Below are 17,894 nucleotides of genomic sequence, written 5' to 3' on the forward strand. Positions count from 1 at the left end.
TTCTCACCTAGTAATTGAGGAAAATTTTGGTACAAAGAATACCTAAAAGAATGGTTATTTTTCCTATTACCTACTAGTGTACACGAAAATGAAAAAATCATGTATAGTTTCGACAAGATAAAAGAAAAATATGGCATTCACCTGTCAGGATGGTAAATGCCACACAAATTTATACATGTTTAGACATTTCGTTTTTCCCAATCTGCTAAAAATTGGTCGATTCCTGCATTTGTTAACGGATGTTTGAACAATTGCATTAAAACTTTGTAAGGAATTGTCGCAATATGTGCTCCATTTTTTGCAGCTTCTGTTACGTGCATCGGATGACGAATAGATGCTGCAATAATTTCTGATGGAATGTCATGAATCGCAAAAATATCTGCGATATCTGAGATTAAATCGAGGCCATTAAAACCAATATCATCTAATCTTCCTAAGAAAGGCGATACGTAAGTAGCACCTGCTCTTGCTGCCATTAACGCTTGGTTAGCTGAGAAAATAAGCGTAACGTTTGTCTTAATACCTAAACTAGTAAATTCTTTTACTGCTTTTAAGCCATCTGGAGTCATCGGTACCTTGATTGTAATATTCGGCGCAATCGCAGCAAGCTCTTTTCCTTCGCGAATCATGCCTTCTGCATCAAGCGCAATCACTTCTGCACTTACAGATCCTTCAACGAACTCTGTAATTTCACGAAGACGATCTTCAAACGTGATGTTCTCTTTAGCTACTAAACTAGGATTTGTTGTAACTCCCGCTAACAAACCTAATGAATGCGCTTCCTTAATTTCGTCTAAATTAGCCGTATCAATAAAAAACTTCATGAATGCCATCCCCCTGTGTTATGTATTCAGAATGATAAGAAAATTATAGTAAAAATAAAACCGCCTTACAATAAAAATAAGACGGTTTTATTTTTCAGACTCAACTAACTGCAAACAGGCAATCCGAAGATTTCAAATTATGCTTTGTTAGAAGAACCGAATTCACGCATTTTACCTTGAACCGTTTCTTTGATTGCTTCGCGAGCAGGTCCTAAGTATTTACGTGGATCATATTGTTCAGGTTGCGCAGCTAATACTTCACGAACAGCTTTAGCTGAAGCAATTTGGTTTTCAGTGTTTACGTTGATTTTAGCAGTACCTAAAGAAACTGATTTTTGGATATCTTTTGTTGGAATACCAGTTCCACCGTGTAAAACTAATGGTAAGCCTGTACGATCTCCGATTTCTTTCATTTCAGCAAAACCTAGGTTTGGTTCACCTTTGTATGGTCCGTGAACTGATCCTAATGCTGGAGCTAAGCAATCGATACCTGTACGTTTAACAAGTTCTTCACACTCGTTAGCATCTGCATAGATAACGCCCTCAGCAATAACGTCGTCTTCTTGTCCACCAACAGTTCCTAGTTCTGCTTCTACAGATACTCCGTGGAAGTGAGCTAGTTCAACTACTTTAGAAGTAATTGCAATGTTTTCTTCAAATGGATGGTGAGAAGCATCGATCATTACAGAAGTGAATCCAGCATGGATTGCTTTTGCACATGATTCAAAGCTTGAACCGTGGTCTAAGTGAATTGCAACTGGTACTTGAACGTCGTAATCTTCGATTAGAGCTTCAACCATTGCTACAACAGTTTTGAAACCGCCCATGTAGCGTGCTGCACCTTCAGATACACCAAGAATAACCGGAGAGTTTTCTTCTTTTGCTGCTTGAAGAATAGCTTGAGTAAACTCTAAGTTATTCAAGTTAAATTGACCTACTGCATAGCCTTGTTCTTTTGCTGTAATAAGCATTTCTTTCATTGATACTAAAGGCATATTGAAATCCTCCTTAAAATCAACCTTAGATTAGATGCTAACCAAAAGGCACACTCAAATAGTATGCTCTTGAATTGAGTGTTTCATGTAGAAACAACGCGCATCTTTACATAATAGATTGTCGAATTATGAATACAGTAATTAGGATACCAACTAACAATGAAAACAGCAACATTTTTAGGCTGATATTCAAAATTTGTTAGGATGAAAACCCTACCAAAACCTTAATTCGACTTTACTGGTATATATTCCCTAACAACTTTTCGGATTTCATCAATATCAAACGGTTTTGCAAAGTGTGTTAATGCTCCTAAATCTTTTGCTTCTTGAATCATATCCAATTCACCATAAGCGGTCATAATGATGACTTTAATCGTTTCATCGTGCTGCTTTAACCTTTTTAAAATTTCAATTCCATCCATTCCTGGAATTTTCATATCTAATAAGACAAGATCCGGTGCTTGCTCTTTTGTAATATCAATCGCCTGGAAGCCGTTCGCCGCTTGAAATGTCGTATAGCCTTCTTTTTGCAGCACTTCCGTTAATAAAATACGTATACCATACTGATCATCAACAATTAAAATTTTCTCTGCCAATATAATCCCACCTTTTATATTCCTCTTCTACAGACAAAACTAACATATGTATTTCGCCTTTAAAACAAAAATCCCTGCTAATTAGAGAAATTGTTACAAAACATAGCTTTTTTTGTCATCCATCCAACTTCATTGCACTTTACTTTCATTGTAGCTCATTTCAAGATAGAATACAGATAGCTTTTTTCGTTATAATGTGTAGATAGACGGCTTTAGCCGCTTAAATCGAAGGGAGATTCTATGCTTAAAATTTTCACAACTCAACTTTCAGGTTTTTTTAAACGAATTGAAGAACAAGAAGAATTCCAATTTGAAGATACCGCGCGTATTTTAGCACAGGCCTCTGTCGGAGAAGGATTTATCTATATTTATGGCGTAGAAGAAATGCACGCCATTACGCTTGAAGCACTAAGCAGTGCAGAACCTTTAAGTCAGGCAAAAGCTTTGCCTTTACATGAATTAGATCAGCTGACTAGCGTTGATCGCGTACTGCTTGTCTCTCGATTTTCAACAGATAATAAAGCAGTGGAAATAGCTGAACGTTTAAAGAAACAGGATATTCCATTTGTTAGCATTGCTGCTGTTCCTAAAGAGATAGCCGAACCTTCTTTAACATCACTCGCAGATGCTCATATTGATACAAAATTGTTAAAGCCGCTTATTCCTGGAGAAGACGGCTCAAGATTTGGTTTTCCAGCAATGATGGTCGCTTTATACGCGTACTACGGTTTAACTTTCACATTAAAAGAAATCGTAGAAGAATATGAATAAAAAACACGCTGTCTAAAGACAGCGTGTTTTTTATTTCACTTATTTGTTTTGGCTTGACTCCATTGATGCGCGAATAAATTCTCTGAACAATGGTTGCGGTCTTGTTGGACGAGAAGTAAACTCTGGGTGGAATTGTGAAGCCAAGAACCATGGGTGGTCTTTTAGCTCTACAATTTCAATTAAACGGCCGTCTGGGCTTGTACCAGAGAAGATAAAGCCTTTCTCTTCCATTTGTTGACGGTATTCGTTATTAAATTCATAACGGTGACGATGACGCTCATATACCACTTCATCTTGATATGCTTCATATGCAAGCGTATCTTCAGACAATTTACAAGGGTATAGTCCTAAACGCAGTGTACCGCCTAGGTCCTCTACGTCTTTTTGTTCTGGTAATAAGTCGATAATTGGATAATTTGTTTCAGGTGCAATTTCCGCTGAATGTGCGCCTTCTAAGCCTAATACATTACGCGCAAACTCAACTGATGCCAGCTGCATACCTAAGCAAATACCTAAGAATGGAACCTTTTGCTCACGTGCATATTGTGTTGCTACAATTTTACCTTCAATTCCACGATCACCAAATCCACCTGGAACTAAGATACCATCTACATCACCAAGTAAATCTTGAACATTTTCTTTTGTTACAAATTCAGAATTTACCCACTTGATGTTTACATCTGCATCGAATGCATATCCAGCATGTTTCATTGCTTCTACGACAGAAATATAAGCATCTTGAAGCTCTACATACTTACCAACCAATGCAATTTTTGTCGTATTTGAAAGTCCTTTTACTTTCTCAACCAGTGCTTTCCACTCAGTCATTTCTGCTTCTTTGCAATCTAATTTCAAGTGATCGCATGTGATTTGATCTAGGTGCTGCTCTTGTAGAGATAGTGGAATTTCATATAATGTTTCAGCATCTGCACACTCAATAACCGCTTTTGGATCAATGTCGCAGAATAAAGCTAGCTTGTCTTTCATATCTTCAGAAATTGGCATTTCCGTACGAACAACAATAACATTTGGCTGAATACCTAAGCTACGTAATTCTTTTACACTATGCTGTGTTGGTTTTGTTTTCATTTCACCAGCAGCTTTTAAATATGGCACAAGTGTACAGTGGATATACATAACGTTGTCACGGCCAATATCGCTTTTGATTTGACGAATAGCTTCTAGGAAAGGAAGTGATTCAATATCTCCTACCGTTCCGCCGATTTCAGTAATAACAACGTCCGCATTTGTTTCTTTACCTGCACGGAAAACGCGTTCTTTAATTTCATTTGTGATGTGCGGAATAACCTGAACTGTTCCGCCTAAATAATCACCGCGACGCTCTTTTTTCAATACTGTTGAATATACTTTACCTGTTGTTACGTTGCTGTAGCGATTTAAGTTGATATCGATAAAACGCTCATAGTGACCTAAGTCTAAGTCTGTTTCCGCGCCGTCATCCGTTACGAATACCTCACCGTGTTGGTATGGACTCATTGTTCCTGGGTCTACATTAATGTATGGATCAAACTTTTGAATCGTTACGTTCAACCCACGGTTTTTTAATAAACGGCCTAAAGAAGCTGCTGTAATCCCTTTTCCTAGAGATGATACAACACCGCCTGTTACGAAAATATACTTTGTCATCTATACTTCCCCCTCTAAATAATTTGAACTGTACAATATTAAAAGTTTTCACATAAACAATCACAATTCATTCATTGTGCATGCGAAATTATAAGAAACCTTATGAATGTGAAACGTTCAAGAACCAAAAGAAAGTTTCTATCAAGGATTTATAAGAACATATCGGGGTGTAAAACATGGATAGATAAAATAAAAAAATTGCTCCCAATACCAAAACTGGATTGGGAGCAATAGTCTATTTTAAATAAAAACTTTTTAAATGCTTGTTTAAAGAGCCCAAAAAAGATTCTACCTACTTCGCTTGAAAAAGTCAAGAAGGATTATTTTTCTTTTTCGTCCTCATAATCTTCTTCTTCGTCTTCATCATCATCGTCTAGATCATCTTCTAAATCATCAAAATCGTCTTCTGCAAGATCATCTTCATCTTCTTCTAGCTCGTCAATGTCTTCAAAATCTTCTTCTTCGTCTAGATCATCAACATCTTCATAATCCAAATCTTCTTCTAAATCATCAAAATCTTCAACTTCTTCAACAACAGCTTTTTTCGCTTTTTTCTTTTTAGGTTTTGCAACCGGAATAACTTCTTCTTCAGCTTGGTCAAAAGGATACCATCCACGAAGACCCCAGTGGTTGTCCCCTACTGTTAAAAAGCGACCATCAATATTAATATCTGTATAAAACTGAGCTAATCTCGTTTTTAATTCTTTATCTGACATTTCAGCTGCTGCTTTAATTTCAGCAATAATTTCTTGGAATGACATTGCTTGACGATCTGTTTTTTCTTCTAGAAGCGCATAAGCAATCTCAATCATCGACATTTCTTTTAAATCCGTTTTTGAGTACTGTGCTAAACTCAAATCTGGCACATCCTTTCTATGGCTATGTATATCGAAAATCTATTAAATCAATTCATCATATGTGTAAATGATGGAAACGAATAAATACATACCATTCATTATAAACAAATTCAATACATTTATGCTAGCCTCGTTTCTAAAATTCTCGAGAATTTCGCATAAAACAACGAAAAAATAGACATTTTATCACTATAATACATTCTACTTAATACGCCAACAGCATCCTTTAATCAAAAGGAATTCACCATCAGTTATTCTGACTCCGTTAGGGTTAGGTCTATAAAAGCCGAGATGACCAACAAAAGGTCATCTCGGCTTTTAATATATCACTATATACTAACGATACATTATTACATATTTCGGCGATATTGCCCACCGCATTCATATAAAGCTCGCGTAATTTCTCCTAAGCTGGCTACTTTAACGGTCTCCATTAACTCTTTGAAAATGTTCTCTCCTTCTGTTGCAGCTTTCTTTAACCTTTTCAGTGCATCTTCTCTTTTTTCTTCATGCTGCTGTTGAAACTTCTGAAGCTGATTAATTTGATGATTTTTTTCTTCTTTTGATGCGCGGGCTAACTGCATGTCATCAACTGAGGAATTTTCCTCTTCATTTGGATTAATATACGTATTTACTCCTATAATAGGTAAAGCTCCCGTATGTTTTTGCATCTCATATTCCATCGATTCATCTTGAATCTTACCTCGCTGATACTGCATTTCCATCGCACCTAAAACGCCGCCTCGATCATTTAAGCGTTGGAACTCAGCCAATACCGCTTCTTCTACCAAGTCTGTTAGTTCATCAATAATAAAAGAGCCCTGTAGTGGATTTTCATTTTTAGTTAATCCATGCTCTTTTGTAATGATTAATTGAATGGCCATCGCTCTTCGTACAGATTCCTCTGTCGGTGTTGTAATTGCTTCATCATACGCATTGGTATGAAGGGAGTTGCAGTTGTCATGAAGGGCCATTAAGGCTTGCAGCGTCGTACGTATATCATTAAAATTAATTTCCTGTGCATGAAGCGATCGGCCGGATGTTTGAATATGATACTTAAGCTTTTGACTGCGTTCATTCGCGCCGTATTTATCACGCATCACAATTGCCCAGATTCTTCTCGCTACACGTCCAATAACCGTGTATTCAGGGTCAAGTCCATTACTAAAGAAAAACGATAAATTAGGAGCAAAATCATCAATGTGCATGCCTCGACTCAAGTAATATTCCACGTACGTAAAGCCGTTGGCCAATGTAAAAGCTAGCTGAGAAATCGGGTTAGCCCCTGCTTCGGCTATATGATAGCCTGAAATAGACACAGAATAATAGTTGCGCACTTTCTCGTCAATAAAGTACTGCTGAATATCTCCCATCATTTTTAATGCAAATTCTGTGGAAAAAATACACGTATTTTGGCCTTGATCTTCTTTTAAAATATCCGCTTGAACGGTTCCTCTCACTTGTTTCAACGTACCCGATTTTACTTCCTTGTATTCCTCTTCTGTTAAAGGACGCTTCAGCTCATCTTCCTTCTTTTCCACCTGCTGACTGATAGCTGTATTCATAAACATAGCTAATAATATTGGAGCCGGCCCATTGATCGTCATCGAAACGGAAGTCGACGGATGGCAAAGATCAAATCCCTTATACAAGAGTTTCATATCATCAAGCGTACAGACATTTACGCCGCTTTCGCCAATTTTCCCGAAGATATCCGGCCTTGGGTCCGGATTTTCTCCATAAAGCGTTACAGAATCAAACGCTGTACTTAAACGCTTAGCCTCATCATCTTTTGACAAATAGTGAAAGCGGCGATTTGTTCGTTCTGGTGTTCCTTCGCCTGCGAATTGGCGCTTAGGATCTTCTCCTTTTCGTTTAAACGGAAAAACACCTGCTGTATAAGGAAACGCACCTGGCACATTTTCTTTATAAAGAAAACGAAGAACTTCCCCGTATTCTTCAACTTTTGGAAGGGCCACGCGCGGAATACGCAGTCCTGATAGGGTATCAACTTGCAGAGAGGTTTTAATTTCTTTATTTCTTATCTTTGTAATAAGTTCTTCTTGCCCATACTGACTTTTTAATTTAGGCCAGTTTTCCAGCTTTTCAATCGATTCAGCCGTTAGCTGTTTTTGATATTTCTCCTTTAGCTGAGTGAGCTCTTGCTTGGCCGTTTCTGTTTCCACTTCTTCCAGAGCACCCTCTAGCTGATAAAATTTACGCGCTGTTTGCACTTGAACATCCGTATTGCGGTGATAAGAGCGAACGCTGTTTACAATCTCCTGTAAATATTGCTGTTGATCATTAGGAATGATGGTATATTTCTTTTCACTTACGCGCTCTGATGATTTTTCTACGTGCCAAGACGTACGGCATGTTTGATGCAGATGATTTACAAGATCTTCAAATAAAATATTTGTTCCCCCGTCGTTGAACTGACTCGCAATTGTTCCGTAAATTGGCATCGTAGAGAGATTATTTTCAAACAGCTGATGATTACGCTGATATTGACGCTGCACTTGTTTTTTTGCGTCTTCGGAACCTTTTTTTTCAAATTTATTGATTACAATAAAGTCTGCGTAATCAATCATTTCAATCTTTTCTAACTGCGACGGCGCGCCAAATTCGCTTGTCATTACATAAAGAGAGACGTTTGCAATATCTTTAACTTGAGCATCAGCTTGCCCGATGCCGCTTGTTTCGACAATGATAATGTCGAAACCCGCTTTTTTCACGACGGCAATTCCATCTCGAATGGCCGCCGATAGCTCATGTCCAGATGAGCGTGTGGCCAAACTTCTCATATACACACGAGGAGACGCTGCGATGTTCATGCGAATTCGATCCCCAAGAAGCGCTCCTCCGGTTTTTTGTTTAGTTGGATCGACGGATAAAACAGCTACATGAATATCTGGAATATGTTCAATAAACCTTCTTACTAATTCATCCGTAAGCGAACTTTTCCCCGCTCCTCCTGTTCCTGTGATTCCAATAACCGGTATTTTTTGATCCGTCTCGCTTTCGATTACACTTTCTCGGATTTCTTCAAGAGCGGCTGCGTGCTCTTTTGTGTATTCATAGGCCTCATTTTCAGCGCATGTAATAAGCTGGGCAATTAAACGGTCATTAGCCGGCGTTAAGGTTCGATCCTTCGGCAGTGCAGGGGGATTTGTGTAGTAACAGTCATCGATCATGAATTGAATCATGCCTTCTAACCCCATTTTTCGTCCATCTTCCGGAGAAAAGATTTTAGAAATGCCGTAATCATGAAGCTCTTGAATCTCACTCGGAATAATTACCCCTCCTCCTCCGCCATAAATTTTAATATGAGAAGCCTGGTGTTCTTGGAGTAAATCGTACATATACTTAAAATATTCTACGTGGCCGCCTTGATAAGAAGAAATAGCAATCCCCTGAACATCCTCTTGTATGGAAGCGTTAACAATTTCTTCGACAGATCGGTTATGCCCCAGGTGAATGACTTCTACCCCCTTCGCTTGAAGAATTCGTCTCATAATATTAATGGACGCGTCGTGGCCGTCAAACAGGCTAGAAGCGGTTAAAAAACGAAGTGGTCTTTTGCTTGTATTCAAACTGTCTCCCCCTCACACAGTTGTTGAAATGAAAAATTTTTAAGTAAAAAATCTAACTGCATATTTGTATATTCTTCTAATGAATAATGCTTTTGCAGCCACCATCTGCGAAATGCCCACATCTGACCTTGAACAAATAAATGATGAGCAAACAGCGAAATTTCTTTATCCGTAAGTGCAAATTGATTGTTTTCTACGCAGCCTTCGATAATAACCTTAAACATTTCAACCATATCCAGCTCTTTTTTTAATACATATGGAAGCGCATCTTTAGACAGCGATTTCGCTTCTTGGTACATGACTAATACTTCATCTTGAAGCTCATCCACAACTTTAAAATAGTGCTGAATCGCTTGTTGAAGCTCAGCGATTGTATAACGATCCACTACCATCTCTTCTAATCGCTCTCTCACTTCATCATAAATATTGTCACATACAAGATATAAAACATCTTCTTTAGATTGAATATATTCGTAAAGCGTACCAATGCTGAACCCAGCGGCTTTGGCAATTTCCCTTGTTGTTGTTCGGTGAAAACCTTTTTCCTTAAATAGCGTGACGGCCCCTTTAATCATTTGATTACGACGCTCTACAATCAGCTTTTCATCTTTAATGGATGTGAGAACTTCTCTCTTTTTCATTTTTTCACCTCTCCTACAACAAGTGTTTTATTTAGCAAGATACCTAGAAATGACGAGACGCTGAATCTCTTGTGTGCCTTCATAAATTTGCGTGATTTTTGCATCTCTCATAAAACGTTCTACTGGATAATCTTTTGTATAACCGTATCCTCCAAATACTTGAACAGCTTCTGTCGCTACTTTCATTGCTGTATCCCCAGCATATAATTTTGACATGGCTGATTCTTTTCCATATGGCAGCCCTTGGGACTCCAGCCAAGCAGCTTGATAGGTTAACAATCTTGCAGCTTCTATACTCGTGGCCATGTCGGCTAGCTTAAAAGCAATTCCTTGCTGAGAAATAATTGGCTTACCAAATTGCTGACGTTCCTTGGCATAAGCTACGGCCGCATCTAATGCCCCTTGAGCAATTCCTACAGCCTGCGCTGCAATGCCATTTCGGCCGCCATCTAGTGTCATCATCGCAACTTTAAATCCTTCTCCTTCATTTCCCAGCAAATTTTCTTTTGGAACACGGCAGTCTTCGAAAATAATTTCTGTGGTAGGTGAAGACCGAATGCCCAGTTTCTTTTCTTTTTTACCAACTGAAAATCCCGGCATATCTTTTTCAATAATGAAAGCGCTCGTGCGTTTTTCATTGGGGTCGATGCGAGCAAATACGACGTAAATATCCGCTTCGCCGCCGTTTGTAATAAAGATTTTAGAACCATTTAAAATATAATCTTCTCCGTCCTTTACAGCGAGCGTTCTCATTCCTCCTGCATCTGATCCAGCACTCGGTTCGGTTAACCCATAAGCACCTATTTTCTCACCCGTTGCCATAGGTTTCAGGTATTTTTGTTTTTGTTCTTCTGTTCCGAATGTATAGATTGGCCAGCCGGCTAGAGAAGTATGAGCCGACAAAGTAACGCCTGTCGATGCACATACTCTAGACAGTTCTTCAACGGCAATGCAATAAGCTAGATAGTCACTGCCAATTCCTCCGTATTGCTCCGGCCATGGAATACCTGTTAATCCTAGATCAGCCATTTGCGTAAAGATTCCTCTGTCAAAACGTTCTTCTTCATCTCGTTGTGCAGCTGTCGGAGCCACTTCGTTTTTGGCAAAGTCCCGCACCATTTTTCGAATCATTTCGTGTTCTTCTGAAAGTTTAAAAAACATGATTATTCCCCCTATAATTGACTGCTAATGACGATGCGCTGAATTTCGCTTGTACCTTCGTAGATTTCGCATACTTTGGCATCGCGAAAATACCTCTCTACTGGATAATCTTTCATATAACCATAGCCTCCCAAAACTTGAATCGCATCGATTGCTACATTCATCGCTGTTTGGGAAGCAAATAATTTCGCCATTGAGGCTTCTTTTTTACAAGGAAGTTTTTGATCATATAAAAAAGCGGCTCTATACATTAAAAGCTTCGCTGATTCAACAGCCGTTTCCATATCAGCCAGCTTAAAGGCAATACCCTGCTGAGATAAAATCGGTTTTCCGAATTGATATCGTTCATTTGCATAGTTTTTAGCTGCTGTTAACGCACCTTCAGCAATTCCTACCGCCTGAGCAGCAATACCAATTCTTCCGGCATTTAAATTAGCCATCGCAATTCGAAAGCCTTCACCTTCTTCTCCGAGACGATTTTCTACAGGTACCTGCATATTTTCAAAGTGCAGTTGAACCGTTCGAGAACCGTGAAGACCCATCTTATGTTCATCTTTTCCTACTGAAAATCCCTCCATCGTCTTTTCAACGATAAAAGCGCTCATCCCTCTCGACCCGCGTTCGGGGTTCGTTTTAGCAAATACAATATACGTATCCGCTTCTCCGCCGTTTGTAATGAAAAGCTTTGAGCCATTTAAAAGATAGTGGTCTCCTTTTCGTTCTGCCTTTGTTTTTAAGCTTGCAGCATCAGACCCTGCACTAGGTTCTGTTAAACAAAAAGCACCTAAATATTCACCTGTCGCCAGTTTTTTTACATATTTTTGTTTTTGATCTTCCGTCCCAAATACGACAATAGGATTCGTACCTACAGAAGTATGAACAGACAAAATGACGCCGAGGGCTGGACTTACTTTTGATATTTCGTGGATGGCAATCATGTACGACACAAAGTCCAGTCCGCCCCCTCCGTATGCTTGAGGAACGGGAATGCCCATCAGGCCAAGATCAGCCATCTGCTTTAATAAACCTCGAGGAAATTCACCCTTTTCCATGTTTGGCACAGCCGCAGCGACCTCTTTTTCACTAAAATCAGCTACCATCTTTTTAATCATGTGTTGTTCAGACGTAAAAAAGATCATTTCGCCACTCCTTTATGTTTCGTACGTAAAAAATCCTTTTCCTGTTTTTCGACCAAGCCACCCTGCCTTTACATATTTCCTAAGCAATGGACAAGGACGATATTTGTCATCACCAAACCCTTTATGAAGCGTTTCCATAATAAATAAACATGTATCGAGGCCGATGAAATCTGCTAATGTCAAAGGTCCCATTGGATGGTTCATTCCTAGTTTCATCACTTGATCAATATCCTCTTCGTTTGCTACACCTTCATAGAGCGTAAACACGGCTTCGTTAATCATTGGCATTAAAATTCGATTTGAAACAAACCCTGGAAAATCATGAACTTCCACCGGGGTTTTATTTAATTTTTTCGTTGTTTCATAGACTGCTTGATACACTTCATCGGTAGTAGCCAGCCCTCTAATAATTTCAACGAGCTTCATCACCGGAACAGGATTCATAAAGTGCATGCCAATTACTTTTTCAGGCCGAGTGGTCACAGCTGCAATTTCAGTAATAGGAAGCGAAGACGTGTTGGTTGCTAAAATAGTATGACTGGGGGCTAACGAATCCAACTCCGCAAAAATGGCTTGCTTGACTTCCATCTTTTCCACAACCGCTTCGACAATTAAATCTGCTTTTTGTGCTGCTGTTATTTCATTTGCCAGGTGAAGGCGCTCCATAATTTCTTCATATTCCTTAGCTGAGAGAGAACCTTTTCCCACCTGCTTTTTCAGACGTTTATCAATACCTTCTATTCCTTTTTGTGTATTTCTTTGATCAACGTCATACAAAGAAACTTGATATCCGCTCGCAGCAAATACTTGCGCAATTCCTGCTCCCATCTGACCTGCTCCAATAACCATAACTGTTTCAATATTCAAGTTGGTATCCCCCTTTTATACTTCTACCATGATGGCATCACCTTGGCCGCCGCCGCTGCAAATAGAAGCAATGCCTAGTCCGCCGCCTCGTCGTCTTAATTCATGAATGAGCGTTACAACAATACGGGCGCCGCTTGCTCCAATCGGATGTCCAAGTGCTACAGCCCCGCCGTTCACATTTACTTTTTCAGCGGGAAGCCCTGCAATTTCCATACTCATCAACGCTACTGCTGAAAAAGCTTCATTGATTTCAAACAGCGCAATATCATCTACTGTCTTATTTGTTTTTTGCAGTAGCTTGTTAATAGCAAACCCAGGCGTTTTCGGAAATTCCCTTGGCTCCATCGCAAGAGAAGTATGGTTTACAATCGTAGCCAACGGCTCATAGCCATTTGCTTTTGCCACATCTTCATCCATTAGCATGAGGGCAGCTGCTCCGTCATTCACGCTAGGTGCATTTCCTGCTGTAATAGTTCCGCTGTAACCAAATACAGGCCGAAGAGACGAGAGTTTTTCTAACGACGTATCTTTTCTTGGTCCTTCATCTTTTTGAACCGTTATCGTTCCTTTTTTAGACGGAATATCAACTGAAATTCTTTCTGCAGTCCATCTCCCTTTCTCTTCTGACTCCACCGCTAATTGATGACTGCGAAGGGCCCATTCATCCTGCTTTTCTCGGGAAATATTCATTTCAGAAGCGATTTCATTTCCATACGTACCCATTTGAACTCCTGTAAAGCTGCATGTCAATCCGTCATGAACCATCAAATCCGTCACAACACTATCTCCCATACGGAATCCCCACCTTGCTTTTGGAAGAAGATACGGTGCGTTACTCATCGATTCCATTCCACCTGCAATGATTGTTTTTGCTTCTCCTAATCGAATCAGCTGATCAGCAGTTGTAATGCTGCGCATGCCCGATGCACAAACTTTATTAATGGTTTCCGTCTCTACTTGCCACGGTAAACCCGCATAATGCATGGCTTGCCTAGAAGGCAGTTGTCCTTGGCCCCCTTGCAGCACGCACCCCATAATAACGGAATCAATTTCTGTACGTCCCTTTGATGCTGCTTGAATCGCTTTCCCGCCTAGTTCTGCCGCTTTTAGTCCACTTACGCTGCCACCTAATTTTCCAAAAGGTGTTCGAACTGCACTCACAATAACTGTTTTCCCCACTATTGTTTCCTCCTCTTTTTCCTAATCTTTGTCCTTGCCGATTGAACGCTTGCTCAATTTCCTTTCTGTAAAAAGTAGAGATGAAGACCATCTCTACTTCTCCTTTACGAAACCTGTTCTTGCACGTCGCCACAAATTGACTTTTCAAGCAGTTCTGCTACGTCATACGTATGAACCTTTTCTTCTACTTCTTTTGCTTTTGTTCCGTCACTTAGCATCGTTAAGCAGTACGGGCAACCTGAACTGATAATGCTTGGGTTAACGGCCAAGGCTTGTTCCGTGCGCGCTACATTAATGCGCTGGCCGGTCGTTTCTTCCGTCCACATTAACCCTCCTCCTGCTCCACAGCACATACCATTTTCACGGTTGCGATCCATTTCAATCAAACTAACACCTGGAATCGCTTTCAAAATTTCTCTTGGTGGACTGTATACTTCGTTATATCTTCCTAAATAACAGGAATCATGGAAGGTAATTTTTTCATTAACCGCATGTTTTGGTGACAGCCTACCTTCTTTCACCAACATAGCTAATAGTTCTGTGTGATGATACACTTCTCCTTCAAAACCGAAATCTGGATATTCATTTTTGAAGATATTGTAAGCATGTGGATCAATCGTAACAATTTTTTTGATTTCATTTTTTTCAAATTCAGCGATATTTTTAGAAGCTAACTCTTGGAATAAAAATTCATTGCCCAACCTGCGCGGCGTATCACCAGAATTTTTTTCTTTATTTCCTAAAATCGCAAATGAAACACCCGCTTCATTGAGAAGCTTTGCAAACGATAGAGCGATTTTTTGGCTGCGGTTATCATAAGATCCCATCGAACCTACCCAGAACAAATACTCAAACGTTTCACCGGCTTTACTTACTTCTTTAACAGTCGGAATGTGAACATCTTCTCTTACATGTCGCCATTCTTCACGCTCTTTTCGGTTTAATCCCCAAGGGTTTCCTTGACGCTCAATATTCGTCATGGCACGCTGAGCATCCGCGTCCATTTTTCCTTCGGTTAATACTAAAAAACGTCGTAAATCTATGATCTTATCTACATGCTCGTTCATCACGGGACATTGATCTTCACAGTTTCGGCACGTTGTACATGCCCAAATTTCTTCTTCCGTAATGACATCTCCAATTAAAGCGGGATTATATTCCGCTGTTGCTGCGGCTTCTTCTCCGCCTTGACTGGCCGCCATCATCGCCAGTTGATTTCCTTTTGTTTTGGAGAATGCATACGTAGGAACCCAAGGAGCCTTAGATGTCACAACCGCTCCTTTTTCTGTTAAGTGATCGCGCATCTTTAAAATTAAATCCATTGGAGATAAAATTTTCCCTGTACCCGTTGCCGGACACATATTCGTACATCGACCGCATTCCACACAGGCATATAAATCAATAAGCTGATGCTGCGTGAATTCTTCAATCTTTCCAACCCCAAACGTCTCCTGGGTCTCGTCTTCAAAATCAATCTTTTCAAGCTTACCTGGTTTAGAAACACGGTTAAAAAATACATTAGCCGGTCCAGCCAATAAATGAGCATGTTTTGATTGAGGAACATATACTAAAAACGTCAATAACACGGCTAAGTGAATCCACCATGAAACATAAAAAATGGAGATAGCGGCAACGTCATTGATTCCCTTAAATAAGATGGCAATCGATGACGCAATTGGTTCTGTCCATGATGGTTCATGATTATGCCAGATGATTGACATACCGTTTCCAACAAGCACTGACAGCATAAGTGCTCCAATAAAAATCAGTACTAAACCAGATTTAAACCCTCTTTTTAAACGCACAAGCTTTTCTACGTAGCGGCGGTGAAAAGCCCAGACAACTGCTACTAAAATCAAAAACGTCACAATTTCTTGAAAAAATGTAAAGCCGGGATATAAAGGTCCAAGCGGCAAATGTTTACCTGGAAGCAAACCTTTTATAATGAAGTCTAACGCGCCGAACTGAACTAAAATAAACCCATAAAAAAACATGACGTGCATAATTCCACTTTTTTTATCTTTTAACAGCTTCTTTTGTCCAAACACGTTCACCCAAATTTTTTGCAGCCTTTCTTTTAACCGCTGATCAAATTCCACTTTTTTCCCTAATTGAATATACTCAATGCGTGTGCGAATTAAATATACAAACAAAGAAACAGCGTAAGCGGTTACAATAATAAAAAAGAGAAAATTCACCCACAGCAACCCTGTCATCTCATCCCCTCCTTGAATAATTTGTTGCCTTTCTTTCCTCCTGACGACTAAATTTTCTGATAATACACCTGTTTTCATTGTATATAATGAATGAGCATTCAGTCAATATCTTTTCGTTCTTTTGTTCATATTCTATTTAAACAAGGTGACACTAAGAACAACATAAAATGTATTTACATCGGGAAAAGAGGTGACATGATGAGCGGCATGGTTGTAATTTTACTCTTTATTATTTTTATTGCTTGGCTTGCAATTGACCTTGGCGTTGGAAAGAAAGTATTTTCTCAGGCTGAAAATACATTTCCAAAGCGCCGTGCTTCTCTTTTTTTGTTCGCAGACGGGAATGTCTTTTATAAAGATTTATTTCACGAAATAGAAAATGCCTCTTCATTTATCCATTTATCGTTTTACATCGTACAAAATGATGAAGTTAGCCAAGATTTTTTAGATTTACTAGTCCAAAAAGCACAGCAAAATATTGAAGTCAGGTTATTGGTAGACCGTGTAGGAAGCTATAAAATCAAGAAAAACAAAATTGCATTCTTAAAGAAACAAGGTGTTCATTTTGCTTACAGTCGAACGCTACGGTGGCCTTATTTGTTTTATACACTCAACGCACGTAATCACCGTAAAATGGCCGTTATTGATGGGAAAGTTGGCTACATTGGCGGTTTTAATATCGGAAGAGAATATTTAGGACTCGACGCCAAGCTTGGGGTATGGAAAGATTACCACCTGCGTATGGAAGGTGAAGGTATCCAAGATCTTCAAATGCAGCTGTTGAGCGATTGGTATGCCGCTACCGGCATAGACCTGCGTAAAGTGGAAAGATACTTTCCACCAACCTCTGAAGGAGACTATGTTATTCAGCTACAGTCGACTGAAGGTTTTTCACTTGAAGAAAGCTTTTTATCGATTATCAATCAAGCCAATAGGGAATTGTACATAGGTACTCCTTATTTTATTCCAAGTGAACCTTTGATGAATGCTTTACTGCAAGCCCGTGCACGGGGAGTACAAGTTCATATATTGATTCCAATGCGTGCAGATCAACCGCTTGTTCATCATGCTGCATTTGCCTATCTTCCTACATTACTTCGAGCAGGCTGCATGATTTATCAATATTATTACGGTTTTTACCACGCAAAAGTATTAATTGCAGACAATGTTATCTGCGATGTAGGAACGGCTAATTTTGATAAAAGAAGCTTGTTCTTAAACGCTGAAATAAACTGTTTAATCTACGATGCCACATACATTGAAGAGGTAAAGAACAGCTTTAAAGCTTGTATGGGGGAATGCCCGGTTTTGTCTTTAGAAGATGTCAAAAATCGAAAATGGAGTGAAAAACTAAAGCAAGGATTTGCAACCTTTATTTCTCCGTTACTTTAATGAACGAAAAGAGGAA

The 17,894-nt window shown here is 39.4% G+C and carries 14 protein-coding genes; 2 read left to right on the forward strand and 12 right to left on the reverse strand.

The genetic code is table 11. The annotated features are described in order from the left end of the window. Positions 1-179 precede the first annotated feature (179 nt). The 3 genes from fsa to ACN6NE_RS10465 form a co-directional block, all read right to left on the reverse strand. On the reverse strand, positions 180-824 hold the full coding sequence (gene fsa, locus ACN6NE_RS10455) for a fructose-6-phosphate aldolase (RefSeq protein ID WP_013059825.1): 645 nt from the start codon (positions 822-824) through the stop codon (positions 180-182). Between the two features lie 137 nt (positions 825-961). Next, positions 962-1,819, reverse strand: a complete 858-nt coding sequence (locus tag ACN6NE_RS10460; protein ID WP_129705480.1) for a class II fructose-bisphosphate aldolase — start codon at positions 1,817-1,819, stop codon at positions 962-964. Positions 1,820-2,043: 224 nt separating this feature from the next. Next, the gene (locus ACN6NE_RS10465) at positions 2,044-2,418 is read right to left on the reverse strand and encodes a response regulator (protein ID WP_087944205.1); all 375 of its coding nucleotides are present in this window, start codon (positions 2,416-2,418) and stop codon (positions 2,044-2,046) included. 237 nt (positions 2,419-2,655) lie between these two features. On the opposite strand from ACN6NE_RS10465, the gene ACN6NE_RS10470 reads away from it, so the two are divergent. After that, entirely contained in the window at positions 2,656-3,186 is a 531-nt protein-coding gene (locus ACN6NE_RS10470) for a DUF2529 family protein (protein WP_474325300.1), read from the forward strand. Between the two features lie 39 nt (positions 3,187-3,225). On the opposite strand, the gene ACN6NE_RS10475 is transcribed toward ACN6NE_RS10470, so the two are convergent. From ACN6NE_RS10475 to ACN6NE_RS10515, 9 genes are all read right to left on the reverse strand, one after another. Then, positions 3,226-4,833: a CTP synthase gene (locus ACN6NE_RS10475; RefSeq protein WP_013059829.1), complete on the reverse strand. Its 1,608-nt coding sequence runs from the start codon at positions 4,831-4,833 to the stop codon at positions 3,226-3,228. A 320-nt stretch (positions 4,834-5,153) separates the two neighbouring features. Beyond that, positions 5,154-5,690 carry a DNA-directed RNA polymerase subunit delta gene (rpoE, locus tag ACN6NE_RS10480; RefSeq protein WP_129705484.1) on the reverse strand — a complete coding sequence of 179 codons (537 nt, stop codon included), beginning with the start codon at positions 5,688-5,690 and terminating at the stop codon, positions 5,154-5,156. 350 nt (positions 5,691-6,040) lie between these two features. After that, positions 6,041-9,283 (reverse strand): fused isobutyryl-CoA mutase/GTPase IcmF, encoded by a 3,243-nt coding sequence (gene icmF / locus ACN6NE_RS10485; protein WP_129705486.1) that lies wholly within the window; start codon positions 9,281-9,283, stop codon positions 6,041-6,043. Further along, positions 9,280-9,924 carry a TetR/AcrR family transcriptional regulator gene (locus ACN6NE_RS10490; protein WP_014457745.1) on the reverse strand — a complete coding sequence of 215 codons (645 nt, stop codon included), beginning with the start codon at positions 9,922-9,924 and terminating at the stop codon, positions 9,280-9,282. The genes icmF and ACN6NE_RS10490 overlap by 4 nt, the downstream gene beginning before the upstream one ends. A gap of 27 nt (positions 9,925-9,951) precedes the next feature. After that, the gene (locus ACN6NE_RS10495) at positions 9,952-11,085 is read right to left on the reverse strand and encodes an acyl-CoA dehydrogenase (protein WP_129705488.1); all 1,134 of its coding nucleotides are present in this window, start codon (positions 11,083-11,085) and stop codon (positions 9,952-9,954) included. An 11-nt stretch (positions 11,086-11,096) separates the two neighbouring features. Next, a complete protein-coding gene (locus ACN6NE_RS10500) occupies positions 11,097-12,224 on the reverse strand; it encodes an acyl-CoA dehydrogenase (protein WP_129705490.1) in 1,128 nt (375 codons plus the stop codon). Positions 12,225-12,236: 12 nt separating this feature from the next. After that, positions 12,237-13,091 (reverse strand): 3-hydroxybutyryl-CoA dehydrogenase, encoded by an 855-nt coding sequence (locus tag ACN6NE_RS10505; RefSeq protein ID WP_129705492.1) that lies wholly within the window; start codon positions 13,089-13,091, stop codon positions 12,237-12,239. A 15-nt stretch (positions 13,092-13,106) separates the two neighbouring features. After that, positions 13,107-14,270: an acetyl-CoA C-acetyltransferase gene (locus tag ACN6NE_RS10510; protein WP_474325301.1), complete on the reverse strand. Its 1,164-nt coding sequence runs from the start codon at positions 14,268-14,270 to the stop codon at positions 13,107-13,109. Between the two features lie 104 nt (positions 14,271-14,374). Next, positions 14,375-16,486: a (Fe-S)-binding protein gene (locus tag ACN6NE_RS10515; RefSeq protein ID WP_129705496.1), complete on the reverse strand. Its 2,112-nt coding sequence runs from the start codon at positions 16,484-16,486 to the stop codon at positions 14,375-14,377. Positions 16,487-16,681: 195 nt separating this feature from the next. Here ACN6NE_RS10515 and cls point away from each other — a divergent pair, with 195 nt between their 5' ends. Further along, positions 16,682-17,878 (forward strand): cardiolipin synthase, encoded by a 1,197-nt coding sequence (gene cls, locus ACN6NE_RS10520; RefSeq protein ID WP_474325302.1) that lies wholly within the window; start codon positions 16,682-16,684, stop codon positions 17,876-17,878. Positions 17,879-17,894 lie beyond the last annotated feature (16 nt).

The sequence above is a fragment of the Priestia sp. 53B2 genome (assembly GCF_056099005.1).